This window comes from Trinickia sp., assembly GCF_035492435.1.
Taxonomy (GTDB): Bacteria; Pseudomonadota; Gammaproteobacteria; order Burkholderiales; family Burkholderiaceae; genus Trinickia.
On the sequence record NZ_DATJJF010000038.1, the window covers coordinates 1 to 25,423 of the forward strand.

Genomic DNA, 25,423 nt, shown 5'->3' on the forward strand with positions numbered 1-25,423 from the left:
AGCTCGGCGGCACCGATGTAGTGCTGCGTTTCGGGCAACAGCGGCAGATGCAGCGACAGGAAGTCCGATTCACGCAGCAAGGTCTCTTTGTCGACGAAAGTGGCCCCCAACTCGCGCTCGACGTCGAGATTGCGCGCGGCATCCGTGTAGATCACTTTCATCTCGAATGCGGCAGCCTTGCGTGCGAACTTCGTGCCGATGCGCCCCATACCGGCTACGCCCAGCGTCTTGCGCTCGATATCCTGGCCGAGGAACGCCATCGGTGCCCAGCCTTCCCACTTGCCGGCGCGCACAAAGCGCTCGGATTCCGAAATCCGCCGTGCGGTGGAAAGCAACAGCGCCCATGCATGCGTCGCCGTTGCATCGTCGAGCACGCCAGGCGTATTCGTCATGATCACGCCACGTTCAGTCGCGGCTTTCACGTCGAAATTGTTGAAACCGACCGCGTAGTTCGCGAAGATCTTGCACTGAGGTCCTGCGGCGTCAAGCACTTCGCCGTCGACCGTGTCGGTCAGCAGCGTGATCACCGCGTCGCGGCCGCGCACCGCCTCCATCAGCTCTGCGCGGGTGAGCGCGCGATCGTGCGGATTGACTTCGACGTGGTGAAACTGACGCAGATGGTCAATGGTTTCTTGCGAAATCATCCGCGTCACATAAACGTTTGCTTGCTTCATACAAAGGTCCAAAGGGAAGACATGAAGGCTGGAGCACAGCGGCGGCGCGAGCGAGCGCGTCAGCCGGCGTGCTCCGACAGGTATTGGGCGGCAAAGCTCGCCAGAGCATCGGCGATAGCCTGATCCTCCGCTGGCGCAAGCCCACTGATGCCGACGCCGCCAATCAAGGTGCCGTGAGCATCTGCCACGACCGCACCGCCCGGCAGAGCCGTCAGCCCCTCATCGCAGAAATAACTCGCCGGCACATCCTCGCGACGCAAGCGCGCGAGGAACGCTTCGGTCGTCACACCCATGCGCGCGCACGTGTACGCCTTTTGGCGCGACAACGCGATGCTTCGAACTGGAGCCCCGTCCATGCGAATGAAACCGATCTGGAAACCGTATGCGTCACATACCGAGATACAGGCCGGGCGCCCGAACTGCTGTTGGATGCGGTCTTTCGCCTGATTGAGCAATGCCTGGGCCAATTCGAGATTCATGTTCATTGCGAAGTACTAGAACTTATGCGTTGGTGAGGAGGAGGTGGGTGCCGAATAGCCGACCGAACCATCGATCGATGGCGACTCTTTGGAAGAGTCGGCACCCTGTGCACCGGCGCCTTTCCGCTTGGCGGCCTGGCGGGCAACGAACGCCGTCAGGATCGGCGTGAGCACCGCAGTCACAATGACGGCAGCGGCGACTTGGACCGTTGCTGCAGGCGCAATTGCCGCGTACGAATGATCTGCGAGCGCGATGGCTTGAGGCGTGCCCGCCGCATTGCCCGCCGTGCTCGACGCCGCCGCACCCGCGACACCCGTGCCACCGAGCAGCCGATCGGCAAAGACGCAAACGAGGCCGGTAATGACCAGCACGCCAAAGCCCAAAGCGATGCCCGGCAGACCGGCCGTGGTCACAGCCTTCAAATTGATACCCTGGCCAAGCGTAAATGCCATGAACGGAACGATCAGTGGCTCATGGCGGCTGAAGAAATCGCGAAGTTCACGATCGAGATTGCCGAGCAGCGCACCCGCGAAAATCGGCGCAATGACCGACCACATCGTCAACCAAGGGATACTTGCAAGCCCCGCCCCAACCAGGACGATCATCGTCACGAACGGCCCCGTTTCGATGCTCTGCGGCACGTAAGTGCCCGCATCTTCCTTGGTGCCAAACGCGCTGGTCAATGCGAGGAACATGCCACCGTTCGTGTCATTCATCGCCGCGAGCACAGCCAACGTGCTGAGCCCAAGAAGGTTGCCATGGAAAAAATGCGCAATTGCCAAGGCGAGCAAAACGGCGATACCGACCTTCGCTGCGAGGATGCCGAAACCGCGTTTGAGCATCGTCGGCGCTGCCCGCAGCGTCATCTTCGTACCCACGGTGAAGAGGTACATCGCGAGGATTGTCGGGTAGCCTTGATTGGTCAAAGCTTGGGTAAACCCTCCAATCTTCAATGCATTCGGCGCGAATGTATTGATTAGCATGCCGATGAACAAGGGCACCACCATCATCCCTCCCGGCACCCGGTTCATGAATCGATAGATCTGCATGAGCGTTGTCTCCATTTCGCCGCCGTAGCAGGCGAATTTGGCAGCTGTAAGTTATATAGGCATTTTGTAAGGCAACTCGCCTTAGTTCTTGCCGCATTATCAGTGAAGTGCCGACATTCGGCAATGCATGGCGAGTAACGCCAGAAAGAAGCGTCACGTAGCCGAAGCCTGGACAAGCAGTCGGCTTTGAGACTTAAAGCTTCGCGCGACAAAACAGCTGCATCACAGACTTTGAGGCGAATTCCAAAGCCGATGCGCAGCCGGCAAAGACACATGCGAGCATGTGCACTGCTGATCCCGCCATGACAAAGCGAAATCTTGGCGAAGTATTGACAAAGAATTGCCGCACGTGACAACACACTAGTGATATCGCCGTTTTTTGGCAACCGCCTTCGTTACCGAATTAACAATCGAAAGCAAAAAGAAAGACATCCAGACTCTCGCCACCACAACCATTGAGTGACGTGCCCATTACCGACTGGGCCGTGCCCACGGCTTGCGCCGATGAGCTCGATCTTTGATTGTGGAATTCGGTTATGCAGCGCCTTGCCCACCATTTGCAAATCGACTAACGCGTCAGCGATGACGCACGCGGATAAAATGGTGGGCCGTCCGGGCCTGTGCAGCCCGAATGCATCAGAAAAGGTCCCTTTCGATGTCCGACTCCACGCCAAACCCGCTTGCATCCAGCACTGGCATTACCGCTTACCGCTCGTCACTGATCATCTGGCTGGTCGCCGCGGCGTTCTTTATGGAGAACCTCGATGCAACGATTATCACGACTGCACTCCCACAAATGGCGCACTCTTTCCACGTCGCGCCCGTCGATCTTGGCATAGGAATCACGGCCTATCTCCTGACGCTTGCCGTGTTCATTCCCGTCAGCGGTTGGGTAGCCGATCGCTTCGGAGTTCGAACGATCTTTACGAGCGCGATTGCGGTCTTCACCGCAGCGTCCGCACTCTGCGGCATGACGCATGGTCTCGTCGCCTTTACCGCCGCGCGAGTCGTGCAAGGCATCGGCGGTTCGATGATGGTGCCGGTCGGGCGGCTCGCCGTCCTGCGCTCGACACGCAAAGAGGAGTTGATGCGCGCGATCGCCATCATCACGTGGCCCGGGCTTGTAGCACCCGTCATCGGGCCGCCGCTAGGCGGGTTCATCACGACTTACGCCTCGTGGCGATGGATCTTTTATCTCAACGTGCCGCTGGGACTCATTGGTATTGCGCTCTCGCTGTACTTCGTGACGAACACCACCGAGCGCGAAAGGCGACCATTCGATTGGCTCGGCTTCATGCTGTGCGGTGTCGCATGCACAACGCTGCTCTATGGCACCGAGTTGATCGGAACAGCGAACACGCCATGGCGCGAAGCGTGTCTGCTGCTCGCGATCGGTGTGGCGTCGGCGTTTGCCGCGCTCGCACACCTGCGGCGCGCACGCAATCCGATCGTCGATCTCTCTGCATTCGCCGTGAAGACATTTACTGTGGCAAACGCGGGCGGCTCGCTCTTTCGTATCTCCATTAGCGCCGTGCCGTTCCTGCTGCCGCTGATGTTTCAGGTGGGCTTTGGCCTCGATGCGTTCATGTCAGGGCTGCTCACATTGGCCGTCTTTGCCGGCAACCTTTCGATGAAGCTCCTGACAACCCCAGTCATGCGACGCTTCGGCTTTCGTAAGGTGTTGATCGTCAATGGCGCATTTGCGGCGGCCACGCTCGCTGCAATGGGACTATTGCGCCCCTCCACGCCACACGCCTGGATCCTTGTCCTGCTGTTTATCAGCGGACTTTCTCGCTCCTTGCAATTTACGGCGGTCAACACACTCAGTTTTGCGGACGTGCCCAAGCCGAAAATGAGCAGCGCCTCGACGCTCAATAGCGCACTGATGCAAGTGACGATGGGCATGGGCGTGGCCTTCGGCGCTTTGGCGCTGCGTGCGGCCTCGTGGCTGCATGGGCACAACGGGGCGCCGCTGACGGCAACGGACTTCGGGCTGGCTTTTTTCTTTGTCGGTGCGTTGGGCCTTGTAGCGATTATCGATGCGTTCAGCCTGGCGGCGGATGCCGGCTCCCATGTCAGCGGGCACGTCGCAGTCAAGCAATCGATGAGTTGACCGATGCGGCAAAGCCCCTTACTCAGAGAGAGCCTTGAACGACGACGCGTGCGGAAACGCGTGCGTCCTGTCATGAGCCCAGCATTGCGGCCACGGCCCAGTTCATTGAACCACGTGGCAGCTGGTAATGAATATAAACAAAAATCGTTCGCATTCTCCTGCACTCGACGGTAGCATGTCGGCTTGCGCTTCGGCGTGTCGGTCGAGAGCCCACACGTGCCGAACCGTCTGCCGCCGACGCGGCCCGAACTTCGGGCACCGCGCACCACGCTCAGTGCCACTGCGTGTATGTGTGCCCCTTGCCGGCGGGCGTGCAATCAGGCCACTTGGCCTATTTCGCACCTGCAATTTATCGACATGATCGGCTTCGGGCCTGTCCTGTCACGTAAGCACAAAGTCCCCGCGTAATGTTGAGTACTTTCTTGATCAGCAACCCATGGTTTTACGTTGTAAGCATCCCGGCACTCTTGCTGACAAGCGTTTCAAAGGGTAGCTTCGGCCTTGGCCTTGGCGTTGTGGCGGTCCCGCTGATGGCGCTCTGCCTCCCCGTGCCTCAAGTGGTGACCATTCTGTTGCCGATTCTCTGCCTCACCGATCTCATCGCCCTTTGGCAATATCGCGGGCAATGGAGTTGGCCGTTGCTACGCATGGCGATCCCCGCCTCGTTCGTCGGAATCGGGCTCGGCACGCTGGCGATACACCATCTTCCCGAAGCGTGGCTGAGGCTCGGAATCGGTTTGATTGCAATCGACTTTGCCCTGCGTCGTTTGCTCAAGTCTCGTCGCCCGACGTCCGACCATGACGATCGTGTGCACCCCATCTCATGTTTCTTCTGGGGGGCCACCTCGGGCTTCACCAGTTTCATGGCCAATGCGGGCGAACCCGCGTTAGCCATGTACTTGTTGCGCTTCAAGCTGAGCAAACGGGCTTTCGCTGGTACGACGGCAGCATTCTTCGCCGCGGTCAATCTGGGCAAGCTGGTCAGCTTTTCCATGCTGAGCTTGTTCACCCCAACGACATTGCTGACGAGCGTCGTACTCACGCCGCTCGCGGTGTTGGGGACCTACGCGGGTGTACGACTGAACCGCCGATTAAACATTGCGCTCTTTTATCAGTTGTCCTACGCAGTGTTGATCGTCATTGGTTCGCGACTGATTTATACAAGCCTTAAGGTCATCCTTTAAGAACGACCCATCAGGCCTGCGTCGGACGAGCCAGCGAGCAGGCTCGCCGGCGTCCGCCCTCAACCGTCGACGTGCACGGCCTTCACGACTGCAGGCGTTTGCGGACGGTTGCCCGCAGTGGCCGACAAATCGGGCGCAGCAGGCGTCACGCTTCGTTGCGACTGCGCCAACAGGTTGGCCGCCGATACATCGATGGCATCGGTAAACGGCTTCGGATAAGCGCCGATGTAGAGCGCGATAACGGCCATTGCACCGAGGAGTGCGAACTCGCGCTTGCCGAGATCCTTCAGGCCTGCGACGCGCGCGTTTTTGACCGCGCCGAACACAACGCGCTTATACATCCAGAGCGTATAGGCCGCGCTGAGTATCAGCGTGAGAGCCGCAAGCGAGCCGATCCAGAAATTGAAGCGGACGGCCCCCATCAGAACCATGAACTCGCCCACGAAGCCCGACGTGCCAGGCAGGCCAACGTTCGCCATGGAAAACAGCATGGCAAAGGCCGCGAACTTCGGCATCGTTGTGGCAACACCGCCATATGCATCGATCGCCCCGTTCTGCGTCCTGTCGTGCAACATGCCCGCGCAGAGCAGCATGGCACCCGACACGAGTCCATAAGACAGTGTCTGGACAATAGCGCCCTCCTGGGCGATGCGGTCAAAGACAAAGAGACCGAGCGTGACGAGGCCCATGTGCGCGACCGTCGAGTAAGCGAGCAGCTTGCGAATGTCGGTTTGCACGAGCGCAAGCAAGCTGGCGTAAATGACGGCCACAAGGGCAATCACGATCATGGCTGGCGCGAAGAAATGGCTCGCCTGTGGCACGACGGGCAGCACGAACCGCGCAATGCCGTAGCTGCCGATCTTGAGCATACCGAGCAGCACAGCGACAGCCGGCGGGGCTTCGAGGAACACGTCAGGCAGCCAGGTATGAACGGGCCACATCGGCATCTTGACGGAAAAGGCCGCCAGAAAGCAGACGAAAACGATGACCTGGGGCGCGAAGCCGAGCTGCAACCCTTGCCAGTGCGCCAGATCGAACGTGTGCGAGTGCACGTACAAGTACACCATCGCAAAGAGCATGGCGAGCGAACCCGCCAGCGAGAGGAAGAAGTATTTCACTGCGGCGTATGCCCGGCGGGGCCCGCCCCAGGCACCGATGAGCAGGAAAATCGGAATCAGCGTTGCTTCGAAGAAGACGAAGAACAAGATACCGTCCAGCGCCGTGAAGACACCCTGCATGAAGCCCGAGAGCAGCAAAAAGGATCCGAGGTACTGCCCCACGTGCTCCTCGATCGACTCCCACGACGCCACAACGACGATGACCGTCGTCAGCGCCGTCAACGCAACGAACCAAAGCGAGATGCCGTCGACACCGAGGTGGTACGCAATGTCGAACGACGGCAGCCATCGGACGTTCTCGACGAACTGCATACCGGCAAAAGCGTTATCGAAGTGGGTCGCGAGCGGTATCACCGGCACGAAACCGGCGAGCGCGCCGACAAGCGCTAACCAACGACTACGGGCCGCCGCGCGCTCCGAGCTCGTGCAAAGCACGACGATGCCCGCCAGGATGGGAACCCAAATTAAGAGGCTGAGAAGCGGTGAAGAATGCATGTTGCTCAAAGGGTCAGATACGTTAAACGCAAGGGTGACGTCCAAGTAGCTTCGTCATGAGTTCGTCAGACACTGCTCGGCTGCGCGCATATGCGCGATGACGATCGAGCGGCTGCTTCGGCCACTCGCATCGGAGGGGGCAAACAGCATAACCGGGTTAACGAGGATACCCGAAAAATACCGATTTTTTCGTCGCACAATAAAAATTTACTGCTTTCAATACGACTTTTTGTCGCATCGGTGCACATACCGGCAGTGGCACGTTCGCCCCAGAAGCCCGCCTGGCGGGCCTTCCACGGACTCCACGAATGACGCAGCCGCGATAATGCACATTCTTTGAATGGGGCCAAAGCGACGGCCTCCGGGTCTCCCTCCCCCGTAAATGTCCTAACACTCATCTCACGGAGTTAGCACTACGCTGTTTAAAAAAGAGAAGGAGACAACACCGATGAGACGAGCCTTTCATATCGCGATCGTCGTGCTGCTTGGATACCTGATCGCAGACCGCGCGGCCATGCATGCCGAAGCTGGACAGCCTGGCACGATCACCTGTGCGCAAGGCGCGGAACTGGCGAGGTCGGATGCCATGAGCCGAGGCCTCTCCGAAGCAGGCGCTGCTAGCCAAGGCGAAGCCTTCATGGCGAGTTGCCTCGTCTTTGGCCAGGGCCAGATCTATAACCGTATTGCGCGAGACTGACTCCGGCGTCGCGCCTGTGCGTCTCGCCTACTCTCCTACCCAGCCGCCACGCAGGTCGCTTTCGTGCAATAGCTGAAGCAGCGTCGCCGCAGGGCGTGAGAGCCGTTTTGAACCGAGCGCGATGAACTCGACGTCGGGCAGCGCGGGCAGGCTCGCCCGGTTGACAGGCGGCGCAAGCCCGCGTGCGCTCAGGTACTGCGGGCGCACGGTGACACCGAGACCGGCACGCGCGGCTGCGACGCATCCGGCATGGCTGCTGCTCGTGCAGACAACTTGCCATTGAATGCCGGCTTGCGCGAGCGTATCCAGGACAACGGCGCGCGTGACGCTCGGCTCAGCAATGAGGATCAGCGGCAATGGTGCGTCTACATCGACGACGGTGCCCGTTCGCGCCAGCCATTCGAGCCGTCCTGTAAAGAGCAGCACACCGCGACGATCGCCCAGGCGGCGCTTGCCGATCATCAAGTCGATGGAGCCGGCATCGACCAACTGGTAAAGCTGGCCCGTCATGCCAATCGTGATCTCGAGCTCGACGTCGGGATGCGCATCGCGAAATGCAGCGAGCACAGTCGGCAGCGGCCCGAGCGCAAGATCATCGGACGACCCCAGCCGCACGCGCCCCTTGAGCTTCGGGCTGTGAAATTGCGTCTCGGCGCGCCCGATCGCCTGCAGAATCACGCCGGCGTGTGAGAGCATCGCTTCACCGTCTGCCGTCAGCACGACTGAATGCGTGTCGCGTACGAAAAGCCTCCGCCCGAGATGCTGCTCGAGCCGGCGAACGTGCTCGCTCACACTCGACTGCGTGAGCTCGAGGTGCCGCCCTGCTTCGCTGAAGCTGTGGCAGCGGGCGACCGTCGCAAACGTCTTGAGCCAGGTGGGATTGAGCATGACGCATTGTTATCGGCGATTCCGATAACAGTCAACACCTTCCAGATAGTTCCCGATTGACTTTCGTGAGCCTATCATTGATAGGCCCCAACAGGTTTTCCGCGTCCCCCTCCCTTTCGTCTTCAGCGGCTCTCGAGGCACAAAGCACGCTCAAACGTCCGAACGCAAGGTCTAGCGCGGCCACATCAATGAACGGCAATACGAAAGCTCAATCTCACACCGCGCTCCTCTGGATCGTCGCGGGCGGCTTCTTCATGCAGGCCCTCGACACGACCATCGTCAACACCGCGCTGCCGTCGATCGCGGGCAGCTTGCACGAAGCCCCGCTCGCCATGCGGCCCATCGTCATCGCCTACACGCTGACGATGGCCATGCTCACGCCGGCCTCGGGCTGGCTCGCCGATAGTTTCGGCACGCGACGCGTCTATTTCAGCTCGATCCTCATCTTTGTCTTCGGCTCGATCTGTTGCGCAAGCGCCCACACGCTGCCGCAGCTCGTCGTGGCGCGCGTGCTGCAAGGCGTCGGCGGCTCCATGTTGTTGCCAATCGGGCGGCTGGCCGTGCTGCGCACCATTCCCGGCGAAGCCTACGTCGCCGCGCTCGCCTTCGTCTCCGTGGCGGGGCAAGTCGGGCCGATTCTCGGGCCAACGCTTGGCGGCTGGCTCGCGCAAGCCGTTTCCTGGCACTGGATCTTTCTCATCAACGTCCCGATCGGCGCGATTGGTCTCATCGCCGTGCATCGCTTTTTGCCTGCCGATGCCCACAGCGACGCCCCTCCTTTCGACTGGCTCGGATACGGGCTGCTTTCGATCGCGATGGTGGCCTTCTCGCTCGGGGTCGAACCGCCAGTAGAGACGCATCAGGCACTCTGGTGCACATCGCTCTTTGCACTGTCGACGATCACGGCACTCGCCTACATCCCCTACGCAAAGCGCCGGCGGCATCCGCTCTTCGAGCTCGCGCTCTTTCGCGAGCCCAATTTCAGCATCGGCCTCATCGGCAACCTAGTCTGCCGAATCGGCTCGAGTGCTGTTCCGTTTCTGCTGCCGCTCTTGCTGCAACTGGAGCTCGGCTACACGCCGCTGCATTCCGGCCTCATGATGCTGCCGGCCGCGCTCGCCGGCACCGTCTCGAAGCGCTGGGTCGCCCCGCTCATCAGACGCTATGGCTATGACTCCTTTCTTTTGGTCAACACGCTCGTCGTCGGCGGCTCCATCGTGGCATTCGCGCTCATCTCGCAAGGCACGCCGCTTTTGATCGACATCGCCATTCTTGCGGCATTCGGCGCATCGAACTCGATGCAATTCGCGGCCATGAACAGCGTCACACTCAAGGGCCTTTCCAGCCGCGACGCAAGCAGCGGCAACAGCCTCTTCTCGATGGTGCAGATGCTCGCCATGGGGCTTGGCGTCTCGATCGGCGGCGGCCTTGTCGAATTGTTCTCGATGCAATGGGGGTCGGCCGTCCTTGCGTTCAAGGTCAGCTTCGCCAGTGTCGGCGTGATCACGCTCGTGTCCGCGTTCATTTTTCGCCGGCTCGAGTCGACGCCGGCGGCCGAGCCGCGCCTGCACGCTCGATGACGCAGCGCGCGTTAAGTGCGGCCGCGCGTTGGCCGGCCTCCCCGCGGGCGGGGTAAAATACCCCCTTTCCCGCACACGTCCATCGACATGACCCTCGCCTCCACGCCTGAAATCATTGCCGAACTGAAGGCCGGCCGGATGGTCATCCTCGTTGACGAAGAAGACCGCGAAAACGAGGGTGACCTCGTCCTTGCCGCCGAATTCGTTACGCCGGAAGCCATCAACTTCATGGCCCGCTACGGCCGCGGCCTGATTTGTCTGACGCTTACCCAGGAACGCTGCAAGCAGCTGAACCTGCCGCTCATGACGTACAAGAACGGCACACAGTACGGCACCGCGTTTACCGTCAGCATTGAAGCCGCAGAAGGCGTGACAACCGGCATTTCCGCCGCCGATCGCGCCCGCACGATCGCGACGGCCGTGGCGCGCGAGGCACGCCCGGAGCACATCGTGCAGCCGGGGCACGTGTTTCCGATCATGGCGCAGCCGGGCGGCGTGCTCGTGCGCGCCGGCCACACCGAAGCCGGCTGCGACCTCACCGCGCTTGCCGGGCTCGCGCCTGCCGCCGTGATCTGCGAGGTCATCAAAGACGACGGGACGATGGCGCGGTTGCCCGATCTCCTCGAATTCGCGGCGCTGCATGGCCTCAAGGTCGGCACAATCGCCGATCTGATCCACTACCGCAGCCGCACTGAGTCGATCATCTCGCGTGTGGCCGAGCGCACGATGCAAACGGCGCATGGCAGTTTTCGCGCTGTTCTATATCAGGACCAGGCGAGCGGCTCGCCGCATCTCGCGCTCGTACGCGGCACGCCCACACCGGAGATTGATACGCCCGTGCGGGTGCATGAACCGCTGTCCGTGCTCGACCTGCTCGAAGTCGGGGCGTCGACGCACTCGTGGACGCTCGATGCCGCAATGAAGGAGATCGCTGCGCGCGAGCTCGGGGTCATCGTCATGCTCAATTGCAGCGACACGAAAGACCACCTCATCGAGGTCTTCAATGCGTTCGATCAGCGCGACAAAGCGGAGCAGTTGAAGCGCCGCCCCGTCGACTTCAAGACATACGGCGTCGGCGCGCAAATTTTGCGCGAGCTCGGGGTGGGCAAAATGCAGGTGCTTTCGAATCCGCGTCGCCTCGGCAGCATGTCGGGCTATGGCCTCGAAGTAACGGGGTTCGTGCCAATGCCCGGCGCTGAAGTGGCGCAAAGCGCATAATCGGCTCGCGCCGCGGCGCGAGCTCCTCCCTCACTCAAGGATCCCCTAATGGAAATCGGACAATACCAACCGAATCTCGACGGCGACGGCCTACGCATCGGCATCGTCCAGTCGCGCTTCAACGAACCCGTCTGCAACGGGCTCGCCGACGCCTGCATCGAGGAACTCGAACGACTCGGCGTGGTCGGCGAGGACGTGCTGCTCGTCACCGTGCCGGGCGCCCTCGAAATCCCGCTCGCGCTGCAAAAGCTCGCCGAGAGCGGCCAGTTCGACGCGCTCATCGCACTCGGCGCTGTGATTCGCGGCGAGACCTACCACTTCGAACTCGTTTCCAACGAGAGCGGCGCGAGCATCTCACGCATCGCGCTTGACTTCGGCATTCCGGTAGCCAACGGTGTCCTCACGACCGACACCGATGAGCAAGCCGTCGCCCGCATGACCGAAAAGGGTCGCGACGCGGCGCGCGTCGCCGTGGAGATGGCAAATCTGTCCGTCGCATTGGAGCAGCTCGGCGGCGACGATGAAGACGAAGACGAGGACGAAGAAGAGGACGAGGACAAGGCATGAAAAGCGCCCGCCGCCGCTCCCGTGAACTGGCCACACAGGGACTGTATCAGTGGCTGCTGTCGGGTGCACCCGCCGGCGAGATCGACTCGCAGTTGCGCGAAGGGCAAGGGTTCGACAAGGCCGACAGAGAGCACCTCGATGCCATCCTTCGGGGCGTGATTCGTGATAGTGAGGCGCTGTCGAGCCAAATTGCGCCATGTCTTGACCGACCGATCGAGCAGCTTTCGCCGGTCGAAAGGGTCGTTCTGCTCATGGCGGCCTACGAATTCACGTGCCACCCCGATATCCCATATCGCGTCGTCATCAACGAAGCGGTCGAGATCGCCAAGACTTTTGGCGGCGCGGATGGTTACAAGTACGTCAACGGCGTGCTCGACAAGCTGGCACTGAAACTGCGCTCCGCCGAAACGCAGGCCACACGCGGCGCTCCATCGGCATGAACACCGCCGAAGAGGCGCTTGCTTTGCGCGAAGGCGTGCGGCCTGGCGTGACATTGGCGGCGCGCGTCAACGCGATCGCGCCGTTCCATGTCATGGAACTCGCCAAGGAGGCTGCACTCCTTGAGCGCGCGGGGCGCGACATCATCCATATGAGCATCGGCGAGCCCGATTTCACGGCACCTGAGCCTGTAATCGCGGCAGCCGCTGACGCATTGCGACGCGGTGTTACCCAATACACGAACGCACTCGGCATTATGCCTCTGCGTGAGGCCATTGCCGGACACTACGCCAATGCCTACGGCCTCACGGTCGATCCCGCGCGCATCATCGTGACAGCGGGCGCCTCGGCAGCACTGCTGCTCGCTTGCGCAGCGCTTGTCGATCGCGACGACGAAGTGCTCATGCCCGATCCGTCGTATCCCTGCAACCGCCACTTCGTGGCGGCGACAGAGGGTCGGCCCGTGCTTGTGCCGAGCGGCCCAGAGGCACGCTTTCAGCTGACGGCAAACGACATCGAGCATTACTGGGGACCGCGAACGCGCGGCGTGCTGCTGGCGTCGCCTTCGAATCCAACGGGCACGTCGATCGAACCGGCGGAGCTCGAGCGCATTGTCAAAGCCGTGCGCGCACGCGGCGGCTTCACGATCGTCGACGAAATCTATCAGGGCCTTTGGTACGACGCGCGCCCCGTCTCGGCACTCTCGTTCGGGGAGGACGTCGTCACCGTCAACAGCTTTTCGAAGTACTTCAATATGACGGGATGGCGGCTCGGCTGGCTCGTCGTGCCGACAGCGATGGTCGGCGCATTCGAGAAGCTCGCGCAGAATCTTTTCATCTGCGCCTCAGCGCTCGCTCAGCACGCAGCGCTGGCTTGTTTCGAGCCCGACACCCTTGCCATTTATGAAGCGCGACGTCTGGAATTCAAACGCCGACGCGACTACATTGTGCCGGCGCTCGAGCAGCTCGGCTTTTCGGTGCCCGTTGTCCCCGACGGCGCGTTTTACGTCTACGCGGACTGTCGCGGCGTTCCACACCCGGCAGCCGGTGACAGCGCCGCGCTGGCGAAAGCGATGCTGCATGATGCGGGCGTCGCACTCGTGCCGGGCCTCGATTTCGGCAAACACGCGCCGCGTAACTACGTCCGAGTCTCGTATGCAACGGCCTTACCGCTTTTAGAAAAAGCTGTCGCGCGCCTCGGGCGGCTGTTCGGTCGTTAGTGCCCCGCATAGAGGCCCGAACCGCCGGGCGGCAGATATCAAAAAGGGCACCCGAAGGTGCCCTTTTTCATTCAAAGGCGACGTCGATGAAATCTGCCACCGACATCCTGACTGCCCAGCACACGATGACCTTAGGCCCCGAGCCCCGCTGAGTCGTCGTGCGACGCGTCCGAACTTGTGTCGTCAGACGAAGTCGAGGCCCCGGCCGGCGCAACCGACTTCACGGCTGTGTGTGCGTCGTGAGCGCCGTTCATGGCGACCTGCACATGCTTGGACGTCGACGTAGCCAACACCGGATGCGCCGGTGCCTGCGGCGCGTTGATCGGCACCGACCGGCCATGGGCCACGGCACGCAGCCTCGCCCGCTCGGCCAAGACCTTCGCGCCGTAACCGCCATCGTCATGCGATGTCGAGCCCACATAGAGGCGCAGGCCACCGGCGAGCGACCCGCCCCGTACGATACAGTCCTTCAGTACAAGAGCCCCGACCGTAATGTTCGCGAGAGGCTCGAGCGCAGCGGACTGTCCGCCGAAATACTCGAACTTGTCCGAATGAACTTTGGACATCACCTGCATCAGTCCCTGCGCGCCGACGCCGCTCTCAGCGTACGGATTGAAGCCCGATTCGATGGCCATCACCGCGAGCAGCAGCAGCGGATCCAGACCGACCTGACGGCCCGTGTCGAATGCGGCCTTCACAAGATCCGTGACGGGTTCCTGCGCAACGTGATAACGGCGGGCGACATAAGAGGCGACAAGCGCCTGCTCACGCGCCGACACGAGAACCCGATCGTCGCGCGCATCGGCCGCCACATGCTCCGACGAAACCATCTTCGCCAGAAAATCAAGGCTCGCAGCCGAGCGCCCTTCGAGCGCTGCAAGGCTGCCGACGGTCCCCGGCGCGCCGCTTTCGCCGCTGCCGTCGAACGCGCCGTCATAGCGCGTGTTGTCGAGACTAGCCTCCGCCGGCACAGGCGCATTCTCGTTCTTGGGGCTCACTGGCGCAAAAGGCGGCAGTGGGTGGCCACTCAAGAGCCGTGCGGGCCCCGCCTCCACAGCGGCCGACAGCACGGGCATCAGCTTCGCCGCCAGGGTACCCCGCACCGTTGGGGCTGCCCACAGCACGAGGGAAGTGACGATAGCGCATCCGCCTACCACGCTGAGCAGAAGATGGCTGACATGCGTTCCGCGGCGCAGGACATCACGCACAGCGTTCGCGAAGCGGGCATCGAGACGCCACGTTAACCAAGTGTTCATTCGCTTCTCCCATTGAGCATGGCTTGCGAACGGGTGAAACCACGCGAAGAAGACGCGCTCGTTGCACAAGCCAAGGCGCCGTAGGCCTTGGTTGGGACCTGGGCGACGCCGGGAAGACGGCAAGGTGGCGCGAGTGGCAATCACGCTTACCGTCTGGGGGAGTCACATCAGAGCAAAAGAACCGGCGGCATACCGCGGGGCATGCGCGCAGTGACTCCCACACAAAAACGCCAGCGGAACCTCACGCTGGCGAGGACAACAAACTAACCGTAAGCACCGTGCAGGCGGCGACGGACGGCGGCGCGACGCGCCAAAGGACCGGGGATAGTGGGCTGAAACATCTGGCCCTGCAACCAATGTCGACGGATTCTAGCAGGGTTTTATAGATCGTCAATGGTATAAATTTTCATAATCATAACTAAAAGTGATTAAAGAACCCGTCAGCGCGGCCGAAAACTATGCGCCACGGGAGTTTCAACCCTTTTGCGCGACACGTTTACAAGTGGTTGCCGATGTGCCGACAGGCTCAGCGCGTTTACAATCGCAGGCCCGGCGGCGGCGATCGACTGACGAGCGCGGCGCGCCACATCCGTCCTTCGTGCGGATGCCCGAATCGTGAATCCCATGAAATACAAAGACTTGCGCGACTTTATCGGTCGCCTCGAGGCAGCCGGCGAGCTACGCCGTGTCCGGCAGCCGGTGTCCCCCGTGCTCGAGATGACCGAGCTTTGCGACCGCGCACTGCGCGCCGGCGGCCCCGCGCTGCTTTTTGACGCACCATCCGGCTACGCGTTTCCCGTGCTCGGCAACCTGTTTGGCACAACTCGGCGCATTGCACTCGGCATGGGCATCGACGATGCGGACGCAAAAAGCGACGACAGCGCGCTCGAATCCTTGCGCGACGTGGGGCGGCTACTCTCGGCGTTGAAGGAACCGGAGCCGCCCAAGGGGCTGCGCGATGCCGGCAAGCTGTTCTCGCTCGCAAAGGCGGTCTGGGACATGGCGCCCAAGACCGTCAGCGCCCCGCCCTGCCAGGAAATCGTGATCGAGGGGGACGATGTCGATCTCACGCAGCTGCCAATCCAGACGTGTTGGCCTGGCGACGTCGCCCCGCTCGTCACGTGGGGCTTGACAGTCACGCGCGGGCCAAACAAAACGCGGCAAAACCTCGGGATTTACCGCCAGCAGTTGATCGGCCGCAACAAGCTGATCATGCGTTGGCTCGCGCATCGGGGCGGTGCGCTCGATTTTCGCGAGTTCGCTCAGAAGTCGCCGGGCCAGCCCTACCCGGTCGCCGTCGTGCTCGGCGCCGATCCGGCCACCATTCTGGGCGCCGTCACGCCGGTGCCGGACACCCTCTCTGAGTATCAGTTCGCCGGATTGCTGCGCGGCGGACGAACCGAGCTTGCCCGGTGCATCACGCCGGGGGTCGACACATTACAGGTACCGGCACGCGCCGAAATCGTGCTCGAAGGGTTCATCCATCCGCAAAGCGGCGAGCCGCCGGCCGCGCCACCGGGCGCGCCGCGTCGCCCCTCTCAAGGCGCGGCGGCTCAATACGAGCACGCGCTCGAAGGCCCCTACGGCGACCACACGGGGTACTACAACGAGCAGGAATGGTTTCCCGTCTTCACGGTCGAGCGCATCACCATGCGGCGCAACGCCCTCTACCACTCCACGTACACCGGCAAACCGCCTGACGAGCCGGCCATGCTTGGCGTCGCACTGAACGAAGTGTTTGTGCCGCTGCTGCAAAAGCAGTTTCCCGAGATCACGGACTTCTATTTGCCTCCCGAGGGTTGCAGCTACAGGATGGCGATCGTCCAGATGAAGAAGAGCTACGCGGGCCATGCCAAGCGCGTCATGTTCGGCGTCTGGAGTTTCCTGCGGCAGTTCATGTATACGAAATTCATCATCGTCGTCGACGAGGATGTGAACGTGCGTGACTGGAAAGAGGTCATCTGGGCCATCACAACGCGCGTCGATCCCGCGCGCGACACTTTGCTCGTCGAGCGCACACCGATCGACTATCTCGATTTCGCCTCGCCCGTATCGGGCCTTGGCTCGAAGATGGGGCTCGACGCGACGAACAAGTGGCCGGGCGAGACCGATCGCGAATGGGGTCGCCCGATCACGATGGATCCGGCTGTCAAATCGCGGGTCGACAAGCTGTGGTGCGAACTCGGCTTTGATCGCTGAAGGAGCGGCGCACTCATGTTGTCCCACGGCTTTCTACTGTCGCTATCGCTGTGTCTCGATATCGGCCTCGTCAACGTCGCGATTCTGTCGCGCACGCTCACGCACGGCTTCAAGCCCGGGCTCTGGCTTGGATTGGGCTCCTGTTTTGGCGATCTCGTCTATGCAGCGCTCGCGCTCGGCGGCATGACGGCGCTGCTGCACTACGATGTGGTGCACTGGATCGTATGGCTCGGTGGCGGGACGATGCTGCTGTGGCTGACGGCCAAAATGGCACGCGAGGCCATGCTGCCGCAAACGGCCTCGACGGCGTCCGGCCCCACCGCCGCGGACACCCCAGCAGCCGAGACGCCGGCGCCCTACTCGTTGCGCGAGTTCGTGCGCGGCCTCATGCTCGCCGTGTCCTCACCGTCGGCGATCATGTGGTTCGCGGCGGTCGGCGGCGCGCTCATCGCCAAAGCGGGCGCGACGAACGCGCGCGCAGCGTTGGTTTTCCTCAGCGGGTTCTTTCTCGGCGGCCTCTGCTGGACAATCTTTCTTTGCGCGCTCGCGAGCCAAGGCCGCAAGCGTGCTGGCGCCCCGCTGCTACGTGCTTGTCATATCGCCTCGGCACTCTTGTTCGCTTACCTGTCCTGGAGCGTCATCGTTGACGGGTACCGCGAGCTGATCATGCACGCGCCCAGCACCGTCTGAACGCCGCCATGAAAGCGGGCGCCGGGCGCCGGCCGTGTCGATGACAGCCGGTGCCGCCGGTGCAATCGGCTGCTGACCTCAGTCGAGCGAATTGGTTGCCGCTCTGATATCAGTGATCAGTGCCAGTGTCGATAGTGGTTGTACCGCCACCGAGGTCCCCAGTAACGGGGACCGTAATAGTAGGCAGGCGGGGGTGCGTAATACACCGGCGGCGCATAGTAGACGGGCGCCCCGTAATAGACCGGTGCAGGCGGCGCATAGACCGGATAGGCCGGCGCCAGCGGCACACCGATGCCAACCCCAACCGAGACATGTGCCTGCGCCGTCGCGGCGAATCCTGCACCAAGCGCAGCGACGGCCAACAGCGAGACGAGCTTTTTCATTGATTCCCCCCAGCGGTGCGCGCATGCGTGTCGGCAGCAAGCGGTGCCTGCTGTAGTACGCACGGTCTGTCTTCATCGTATAAAAAAACGCGCGCGGCTACCGTTTGCAGATGTTTCAAAATGCAATTGCGGCTGGACGGGAAGGAAATGGCTTTGAAGGGGCAGGTACGCGGTGGAAGCGGTTTCGGCTCTACTCAGCGTTGGTCGAACCGCGCTGCAGGTCGGTAAACGTTTATTACACGACGTTGCAGGCGGAGCCCGTCCGGTCACAGGACCGGCTCGCCTACGTGGCTGCACACAAAAGGGAAAATGCTGTGTCGGCCCTCATCCAACCTTCACATACGTAAATTCCCGCGTGATATTGGGCGGCACGTATGCGGCGCTGATCTTCACGCGCGGACTCAGCCGTTTGCGCTGATCCCACCAGAGACGGCGCTGCGAGCGATTCAAAAACCTCAGATGCTTTCGATAGGAAAAGACGTTCATCATTACCCCCTACGTTGCTGCATCAAGAACACGCCGAGGAGCGCGAATGCGCGTTTACACGCACCCTCGCTCCTGCATGAATGGACTTCGCCAGCCCGCGGTCGAGGCGCCGGCGCGAGCGGCGGCGCCGGTTGCCTCGTGACGGTACGCATGACATCCATACGACCCGCGATTTCACTTGGCGAACATTCGCGCAAACCCCATGTCGCGCGACCACACCCGTCTGCGTGCCGCAGGCCCGCTCGGAACGACACTCGTGAGGTTCATGCCCCCGCCGCCATTCCTGGTTGTGACCGCGTCAGTCAACGTCTCGCGGGCCGCCTGCACCCATCTCGCTGTGACATTGTCTTTTTATCCGTTCCCGACGGTCCCAATCGGTACGATCGCGAACAAAGCAATCTTGAACCGGAATGCCGCGCGCCGCACAGCACACGCTTGAACGACAAGTGCCGAGCGGGGAATTGCACCGGCAGCGAAGCCAATGCAACGCGACCCATCGCACTGACGGGCAGCAGATTGACGGGTAATTGCCAAGTCTGAGGTAATTCGTTGGCGATGCAGCACATGCTGGCATCGAGAGACGGCCGCCACTCTGCGACGATCGAACCCGCCGAGCACGGCAAGACGCTGCCCGGTCGCTTGCATCAAGTGCAAGCGTCGATTAAGCCGTGATATTGTGACGCCTTGCGCTCGGCGCGAAGCGGGCGCAAGGCGGCTACGCCGCCACACCACCCGAATCAGAACGCACAATAAAGGACGCAAGATGTTCGGCGATATCGCCAGCTTTCTGCTCAATACGTTTTTCACCCTCTTCGGCGCGGCGCTCTTACTGCGCGCGTGGATGCTCGCAGTTCGGATGCCGCCGTACAACCCCGTCGCCAACGCAGTGATGCAGGCGACAAACTGGCTCGTGCTGCCGCTCAGGCATCTTTTCAAGACAACGCGCAACATCGACTGGGCAAGCCTCGTCGCCGCCGTGCTCGCCGCGTTCGTCTACGTGGTCCTGATGGTCGCCGTTTCGGGCGTCGATCGATTCGGGCTCACGCCCACGATCGTGGTTGTCGCGCTATTTACGGTCGTGAAATGGGCGCTCAACCTGGTAATCTGGCTGACCATCCTCATGGCACTGCTCTCCTGGCTCAATCCGCGCTCCCCCGCCATGCCGATTCTTCACCAGCTGACGGCGCCGTTCCTTGACCCACTGCGCCGTATCCTGCCGAACTTTGGCGGCATCGACCTCTCGCCGATCCTGCTCTTCGTCATCGTCCAGGTTCTGCTGATGGTCGTCACAAGGGTGGCGACTGACGCCCTTTAATACCCGCGGGGAAGCAACGGGCGCGCCAAGCCCGTTGTGCCGTCGAGCGCTGCGGCCTGCTCCACGTCTCCGAGGGTGACCGGATGCAGGCAGGCAGCGCCTATTGCGCTAGGCGGATGCCAGCCCGACGGAAGACCCAAACCATTGAAATACCACTGAGCCGATCGTCAGGCGGCGGCAAGACAGGCGCGTGCGGTCCACATCCCGAGCGCCGTCAATGCAAACGACCCGAACATGTGCACTGCGGCTTGAATGAGCGCCCAGCCAATCTGACCTTGGGCCAGCAGCGAGACAACCTCGACGGAGAAAGTCGAGAAAGTTGTGAGACCGCCCATAAACCCCGTGGTGACGAAAAGGCGGTACTCCGGCGGCAGACCAGCCCGAGCCGCGAAAAAGACGAAGGCGACGCCGATTAGAAAGCCGCCAATCATATTGGAGGCGAGCGTACCGAGCGGTATGGTCGGAAACACCGAATTGAGCCAGAGGCTCAACACCCAGCGCAGCAGTGCGCCGAGGCCGGCGCCAATGAAAATGGAAAAAACCGAGTAGATCAACGTCCGTTCCTGGTTCGTGTTGTGTTGAATGACCGAACCAAGGCCGGTGGCGCCAGACGGGCGAACACCTACCGTCCCCGGCTCGGGGAAAGGTAGGCATCATCAGCCACAGAGGGCGGTTAAAGGAGGTATGCCATCTCCTGGGCGCAGACCAAACGGGCGGTTGGCGCCTCTCGCGCCTCCAAACGGGGAGGCAGCGAGTCCATTACTTTATGAGATCCCGCCGTCGGACGCAACTTGTCGCTTTTCCCAGAGGCCCCTCCCCCCGCCTGCGGCAATATCTGTGGGCTTTTAGCGGACCCACCGATAATGAGCCATCGTCTGAACTCGCATCTCGCATGCGCATACCGGCGAGGTATATCGAATTTCCGCGAATGCTTTTCGCCATAGACCGTCGGTGTAAGCTTTGCCAATGCCTTCTAAAGCCTAAGGGCAATTGCGCCGTAAACCGGTTAGTGAAACTTTGGCCTGAAAAACAAACGCATTTTCGCGCTTCGCTCAGCGACGCCGTTGTTTCCGCACGACAAAGAGAAAATCAACAAAACCTGAGAGGGGCCGCCATGGAATCGACGGACAGTCTGTTGCTTTCGATTTATATCAAGGCAGACAGGTTGATGCTCGCGATCGTATGGGCGCTTTTCGTCGTTGCCTGCCTGCTCGCCGCGCGGTATTACGCTTGGCCCGCCGTCTTTACGATTGGGTTACCGACCACCCTTATCGCGTCGGCGCTCGTGCTCTGGCGTCCTGGCTCACTCGCGACACGTCTTTTTTTGGCGGCCAGCTTGATGATTTTTGCCGCCTTGCATATCCATGAGGAACGCGGCCTCGTCGAATTGCATTTCGGCATTTTCGTTTTCATGGCCTTTCTGCTCGCTTATCGCGACTGGCGGCCCATCGTATGTGCCGCACTCGTCATCGCAGTCCACCATTTGAGCTTCAATTATCTGCAACTCGGGGGTTTTGACGTTTATTGCTTCACGCAACCAGCCCTCTCGACTGTCATCTTGCATGCCGCCTACGTCGTTGCCGAGGCCGCATTGCTCGTCTATATCGCCTGGCAGATGAAACGCGATGCTCGAACCGCTCGCGAACTCGCATTGTTGAGCGAAAACCTTTCGCGCGAGAAGGGACGCTTCGACTTGCGGTTTGCTCCGATGGCACTCGAGGGCCGCAGCAGCCAGACGTTCAAACAAACACTCGATGCCATTCACAGCGCCATGCGTGAAATCACCGCAACGATTGAAGGCATCGCAAGTTCATCGCATGAGATTGCCGCCGGCAATCAGAACCTGTCAAAACAGATTGAAGCTCAGGCAGACACGCTGAAAACGACGAATACGACCATGGGCCACATCGCATCGCGCGTGCGCGAGAGCGCAGCGGGGGCCTCGCGGGCGAACGGTCTTGCGCGCCAGACCGCGACGGTCGCACAGCAAAGCGGACAGGTCGTCGCGGAAGTGATTGCCAAGATCGGGGACATCGATGACGCCGTGCATCGGATGGGTGACATGATCACGACCATCGAAGGCATTGCGTTTCAGACCAATATTCTGGCGCTGAACGCTTCGATCGAAGCGGCACGCGTCGGCCCCGAAGGCCGCGGATTTGCTGTCGTCGCCGGGGAAGTCAGAGCGCTTGCACAACGCAGCGCCAATGCTGCCCACGAAATCAAAGCGCTGATCGCCGATTCGCTACAGCACGTTGAAGACGGCTCGACGCTCGCCTCCCATGCCGGTGAGACGATGCGCAACGTGATGGGACAAGTCGGCGAAGTCGCACAGCTCGTCGACGACATCAGCGCGACCAGCGAAGCACAAAGCCGTGACCTCGACGAGTTCAGCGACGGCATTTCGCAGATCGACCACATGCTCGGGCGTGATGTGGCTCATGTGCAAGGCGTGGCTTGCGCTTCGGGGCACTTGCGCGAGCAAGCGCAGGCGTTGCGCGATGCGATGGCGGTGTTTCTTCTTGAGCGGGGGGCGTGAGGGGCTGGGTGGGGACAGCGCTGATAACGAGCACTTTCCCAAAGCTGCAAAACCCTTGTACAATAGCGTGCTCTGCGGGCGTCGTATAATGGCTATTACCCCAGCTTCCCAAGCTGGAGACGTGGGTTCGATTCCCATCGCCCGCTCCATCTGCCGATCTCTCGGCAAATCGGTCGACAGGCTTATCGCCGCCGAACGTCACTGACTGCAGTCAGCCAGTCCTCGTTGCTGATCCTCTTGATTCAGCGGCGCAGTCGCCCATCTGATTAGCCCATCCCCCAGCAAGCTTTGCGGTATATCGCAGCGGCGTCGAGTCTGTTGCATTCCACAGAACCCAAAGAATTTTCGCGCCCGCCCGCACCCACCCCGCATATGCTTATAACTAAAAGCTCGTATACCAAGCTTGGCACAGCAAGCATAATGCATTAGCGAATTTGACCCTTTCAGCTTCATTCTCCCCGGAGTTCCCCCTCACCATGTCCGACGTTTCCGTCGCTTTTCGCGCGGCGCGTCCCGGCACGCATGCCGGTGCGCTCGGCGTCGCTCTGCTCGCTTTCGTGGCAGGCCTCGTCTACCTCGACACCACCGTCAGCGGCCGCCAAGCCGCACTGTGGGTAGTCGGTGCCCTGCTCGGCATCGTGCTTTATCACGCATCTTTCGGGTTCACGTCAGCTTGGCGTCGCCTCATCTCCGATCGCCGCGGCGACGGCGTGCGCGCGCAAATGGTCATGCTGGCACTCGGCGTCTTGCTGTTCTTCCCGGCCTTGTCCGCAGGCACGCTCTTCGGCCACCCGGTAGTGGGCAACATATCGCCCGCTGGCACCTCACTCATCGTAGGCTCCTTCGTTTTCGGCATCGGCATGCAACTCGGTGGCGGCTGCGCCTCGGGCACCCTCTTCGCAGTCGGCGGCGGGAATACGCGCATGCTCGTCACGCTGCTCTTTTTCGTGATCGGCTCGTTGATCGGCACAGCGCACTTCGCCTGGTGGACGTCGCTGCCCGCACCCAAGCCGTTCTCGATGATCCAGTCATTCGGTGTCGGCCCCGCCATTGCGATCAACTTGGCGCTTTTCGCCGTCTTCGCGTGGTTGACCGTCGTCCTCGAGAAGCGTCGGCACGGCGCGCTCGCGTCGACCTCGAGCAAGAGCTCGGCCCACCATAGCGCCCCTACCTGGCTCGTCGGCCCGTGGCCGATGTGGGTCGGCGCCATTGCACTCGCGGTACTGAACTTTGCAACACTGGCGCTCGCCGGTCGCCCTTGGGGCATCACCTCGGCATTCGCGCTATGGGGCGCGAAAGGTGCGGCGGCATTGGGCATCGATGTCGCAAGCTGGTCATACTGGCATCCCCATACGAAAGCACTGGCCGCGCCGCTGTCGTTCGACATCACGTCGGTCATGGACATCGGCATCATGATCGGTGCACTCGCGGCCTCGGCGCTCGCGGGGCGGTTCCAGCTCGGCTGGCGCGTGCCGGCGCGCTCGCTCGTCGCCGCGATCGTCGGCGGCCTGCTGCTCGGCTATGGCGCCCGGCTCTCGTTCGGCTGCAATATCGGCGCCTACTTCAGCGGCATCGTTTCAGGCAGTCTGCACGGATGGGTGTGGGCAATCTGCGCGTTTTTCGGCAACGTCGTCGGCACCGCACTGCGACCACTCTTCGGGCTCGCAAACGAGAAAACCGTCAAACAGACCGCCTGCTGAAGCGGCACGCGCAAGCAAACGCGGTGAAAAGCGGCTGTCACGCGACAGCCGCCCGCGAAAACCTCACCTACGGCAGCAATCCGAACACCGCCACCCCGTTCGTTGCCCCCACGTAAACCTTCCCTAGCGCAATGGTCGGGGTGATGAACTTGTTGCCAGGCCCCCACTGATCGCGCGTGCCGGCCTGGTTGCTGTTGTAAAGCTCATTCGCAAGATTGCTCGCGTCGTAAGCATGCACGGCGCCCGTACTGCCGTTTTCCGCGGCCCACACGATGCCGTTTTTCGAGCCATTCGCCGAGATCGCGGGCGTTGCGCCCGGATAAGGAAACGTCGTCGGGCTTTTCGATGACGCCGTGGTGGCCACCAAAGCATTCGTGATCGGCAACGCTTTCAAATTATCGTAAATCCCCCCGTAGTAGACGACGCCGTTGTAATACGCGGGCGACCCCCAAATTCCCCCGGCCAGCGTGCCGACCAGCTCTTGCCAGACGTGGTTGGCTTTCGGATCAAACTTGCCCAACGCGTCGCGGTCGACGACATAAATCCTGTTGTTTTTTCCAGCAGCCACCGCAAGATGCTTGACGGTGCCGTTTGCCATCGTCTGATCCGGCAGCACCATCACGCCGCCCGAACCGAAATCGTTGTCGGCATCCGATGCTTGCACGGTGTCCAGCATCGTAAAGTAATCGGTCACGCCAAGCGGCCCGCCCGATAGCTTCATCAGCGCGTTACCGTAATCGCCGTCGCTCGGCATGCCCTGCGCGTTCAGCGTCGTACCAAAGGTGCCGTTGCCGGCGACGACGAAAATCGATGTGCCGTCGGACGACATACCCGAGCCCGCCATCCAGATCGAGGCGCCGCTGCCGTTAGGGGTGACGGCCATCACCCCCGTTTGCTGGAGCGTGTCGGCGCTGTAACTCATGATCCAGCCGTGGTAGTTACCTGACATGCAGTGCGCCGTCCACCCCAGGTACAGGTTATTGCCAACGAGCGCGAGCGCGGCACGCTCGGTCTGCAGCGAAGGGTCGAACGCGATGACGCCGTTCACGCTGCCCGAGCCGTTGCCCGGAACACTCGCCGCAATCTCCGTCGGCCCGCCGAGCACCTCGCCTCCGCTCGCGAGATCGAGCGCATG

General features: G+C 61.6%; 21 protein-coding genes, 1 tRNA gene, 1 pseudogene and 1 riboswitch. Of the genes and pseudogenes, 14 read left to right on the forward strand and 9 right to left on the reverse strand.

Annotation, left to right across the window (positions count from 1 at the left end; translation table 11 throughout):
- From VL598_RS03230 to VL598_RS03240, 3 genes are all read right to left on the reverse strand, one after another.
- The coding region (locus tag VL598_RS03230; RefSeq protein ID WP_325325263.1) for an NAD(P)-dependent oxidoreductase at positions 1–674 on the reverse strand (674 nt) is incomplete at its 3' end.
- 59 nt (positions 675–733) lie between these two features.
- Entirely contained in the window at positions 734–1,153 is a 420-nt protein-coding gene (locus VL598_RS03235) for a heme-binding protein (protein ID WP_325325264.1), read from the reverse strand.
- 15 nt (positions 1,154–1,168) lie between these two features.
- On the reverse strand, positions 1,169–2,203 hold the full coding sequence (locus VL598_RS03240; RefSeq protein ID WP_325325265.1) for a 2-keto-3-deoxygluconate permease: 1,035 nt from the start codon (positions 2,201–2,203) through the stop codon (positions 1,169–1,171).
- A gap of 631 nt (positions 2,204–2,834) precedes the next feature.
- Between VL598_RS03240 and VL598_RS03245 the strand changes: the two genes are divergently transcribed.
- Together VL598_RS03245 and VL598_RS03250 are read left to right on the forward strand one after the other, a co-directional pair.
- Positions 2,835–4,316, forward strand: a complete 1,482-nt coding sequence (locus VL598_RS03245; protein ID WP_325325266.1) for a DHA2 family efflux MFS transporter permease subunit — start codon at positions 2,835–2,837, stop codon at positions 4,314–4,316.
- 407 nt (positions 4,317–4,723) lie between these two features.
- Positions 4,724–5,500: a sulfite exporter TauE/SafE family protein gene (locus tag VL598_RS03250; protein ID WP_325325267.1), complete on the forward strand. Its 777-nt coding sequence runs from the start codon at positions 4,724–4,726 to the stop codon at positions 5,498–5,500.
- A gap of 59 nt (positions 5,501–5,559) precedes the next feature.
- On the opposite strand, the gene VL598_RS03255 is transcribed toward VL598_RS03250, so the two are convergent.
- Positions 5,560–7,113 carry an NADH-quinone oxidoreductase subunit M gene (locus VL598_RS03255; protein ID WP_325325268.1) on the reverse strand — a complete coding sequence of 518 codons (1,554 nt, stop codon included), beginning with the start codon at positions 7,111–7,113 and terminating at the stop codon, positions 5,560–5,562.
- A gap of 448 nt (positions 7,114–7,561) precedes the next feature.
- On the opposite strand from VL598_RS03255, the gene VL598_RS03260 reads away from it, so the two are divergent.
- Positions 7,562–7,810 (forward strand): hypothetical protein, encoded by a 249-nt coding sequence (locus VL598_RS03260; RefSeq protein ID WP_325325269.1) that lies wholly within the window; start codon positions 7,562–7,564, stop codon positions 7,808–7,810.
- A 27-nt stretch (positions 7,811–7,837) separates the two neighbouring features.
- Here the strand turns inward: VL598_RS03260 and VL598_RS03265 are convergent, their stop codons facing one another.
- Entirely contained in the window at positions 7,838–8,698 is an 861-nt protein-coding gene (locus tag VL598_RS03265; RefSeq protein ID WP_325325270.1) for a LysR family transcriptional regulator, read from the reverse strand.
- Between the two features lie 188 nt (positions 8,699–8,886).
- Between VL598_RS03265 and VL598_RS03270 the strand changes: the two genes are divergently transcribed.
- The 5 genes from VL598_RS03270 to VL598_RS03290 all read left to right on the forward strand — a co-directional run bounded on the left by VL598_RS03270 (position 8,887) and on the right by VL598_RS03290 (position 13,720).
- Positions 8,887–10,278 carry a DHA2 family efflux MFS transporter permease subunit gene (locus VL598_RS03270; RefSeq protein ID WP_325325271.1) on the forward strand — a complete coding sequence of 464 codons (1,392 nt, stop codon included), beginning with the start codon at positions 8,887–8,889 and terminating at the stop codon, positions 10,276–10,278.
- 87 nt (positions 10,279–10,365) lie between these two features.
- Positions 10,366–11,496, forward strand: coding sequence for a bifunctional 3,4-dihydroxy-2-butanone-4-phosphate synthase/GTP cyclohydrolase II (gene ribBA / locus VL598_RS03275; protein WP_325325272.1), 1,131 nt, complete (start codon positions 10,366–10,368; stop codon positions 11,494–11,496).
- A gap of 48 nt (positions 11,497–11,544) precedes the next feature.
- The gene (gene ribH / locus VL598_RS03280) at positions 11,545–12,063 is read left to right on the forward strand and encodes a 6,7-dimethyl-8-ribityllumazine synthase (RefSeq protein ID WP_325325273.1); all 519 of its coding nucleotides are present in this window, start codon (positions 11,545–11,547) and stop codon (positions 12,061–12,063) included.
- The gene (nusB, locus tag VL598_RS03285) at positions 12,060–12,503 is read left to right on the forward strand and encodes a transcription antitermination factor NusB (protein WP_325325274.1); all 444 of its coding nucleotides are present in this window, start codon (positions 12,060–12,062) and stop codon (positions 12,501–12,503) included. The genes ribH and nusB overlap by 4 nt, the downstream gene beginning before the upstream one ends.
- Positions 12,500–13,720 carry a pyridoxal phosphate-dependent aminotransferase gene (locus VL598_RS03290; protein ID WP_325325275.1) on the forward strand — a complete coding sequence of 407 codons (1,221 nt, stop codon included), beginning with the start codon at positions 12,500–12,502 and terminating at the stop codon, positions 13,718–13,720. The genes nusB and VL598_RS03290 overlap by 4 nt, the downstream gene beginning before the upstream one ends.
- Positions 13,721–13,851: 131 nt before the next feature.
- Here VL598_RS03290 and VL598_RS03295 read toward each other — a convergent pair whose 3' ends face one another.
- Positions 13,852–14,976: a transglycosylase SLT domain-containing protein gene (locus tag VL598_RS03295; protein WP_325325276.1), complete on the reverse strand. Its 1,125-nt coding sequence runs from the start codon at positions 14,974–14,976 to the stop codon at positions 13,852–13,854.
- 624 nt (positions 14,977–15,600) lie between these two features.
- Here VL598_RS03295 and VL598_RS03300 point away from each other — a divergent pair.
- Both VL598_RS03300 and VL598_RS03305 read left to right on the forward strand, forming a co-directional pair.
- Entirely contained in the window at positions 15,601–17,175 is a 1,575-nt protein-coding gene (locus tag VL598_RS03300) for a UbiD family decarboxylase (RefSeq protein WP_325325277.1), read from the forward strand.
- Positions 17,176–17,190: 15 nt separating this feature from the next.
- Entirely contained in the window at positions 17,191–17,865 is a 675-nt protein-coding gene (locus tag VL598_RS03305; RefSeq protein WP_325325278.1) for a LysE family transporter, read from the forward strand.
- Positions 17,866–17,981: 116 nt separating this feature from the next.
- Here VL598_RS03305 and VL598_RS03310 read toward each other — a convergent pair whose 3' ends face one another.
- Complete coding sequence (locus VL598_RS03310; RefSeq protein WP_325325279.1) at positions 17,982–18,248, reverse strand: hypothetical protein; 267 nt, start codon at positions 18,246–18,248, stop codon at positions 17,982–17,984.
- Positions 18,249–19,497: 1,249 nt separating this feature from the next.
- On the opposite strand from VL598_RS03310, the gene VL598_RS03315 reads away from it, so the two are divergent.
- Positions 19,498–20,049: a YggT family protein gene (locus VL598_RS03315; RefSeq protein WP_325325280.1), complete on the forward strand. Its 552-nt coding sequence runs from the start codon at positions 19,498–19,500 to the stop codon at positions 20,047–20,049.
- A 167-nt stretch (positions 20,050–20,216) separates the two neighbouring features.
- Here the strand turns inward: VL598_RS03315 and crcB are convergent, their stop codons facing one another.
- Positions 20,217–20,603, reverse strand: coding sequence for a fluoride efflux transporter CrcB (gene crcB, locus VL598_RS03320; protein WP_325325281.1), 387 nt, complete (start codon positions 20,601–20,603; stop codon positions 20,217–20,219).
- 86 nt (positions 20,604–20,689) lie between these two features.
- A riboswitch (Fluoride riboswitch) is annotated at positions 20,690–20,753 on the reverse strand.
- A 410-nt stretch (positions 20,754–21,163) separates the two neighbouring features.
- Between crcB and VL598_RS03325 the strand changes: the two genes are divergently transcribed.
- The 3 genes from VL598_RS03325 (at position 21,164) to VL598_RS03335 (ending at position 24,288) form a co-directional block, all read left to right on the forward strand.
- The gene (locus VL598_RS03325; protein ID WP_325325282.1) at positions 21,164–22,588 is read left to right on the forward strand and encodes a methyl-accepting chemotaxis protein; all 1,425 of its coding nucleotides are present in this window, start codon (positions 21,164–21,166) and stop codon (positions 22,586–22,588) included.
- Between the two features lie 74 nt (positions 22,589–22,662).
- Positions 22,663–22,737: transfer RNA gene (locus VL598_RS03330), tRNA-Gly, on the forward strand.
- 327 nt (positions 22,738–23,064) lie between these two features.
- On the forward strand, positions 23,065–24,288 hold the full coding sequence (locus tag VL598_RS03335) for a YeeE/YedE family protein (RefSeq protein WP_325325283.1): 1,224 nt from the start codon (positions 23,065–23,067) through the stop codon (positions 24,286–24,288).
- 67 nt (positions 24,289–24,355) lie between these two features.
- Here the strand turns inward: VL598_RS03335 and VL598_RS03340 are convergent.
- Positions 24,356–25,423: pseudogene (locus VL598_RS03340) on the reverse strand (pyrrolo-quinoline quinone); the annotation flags it as partial.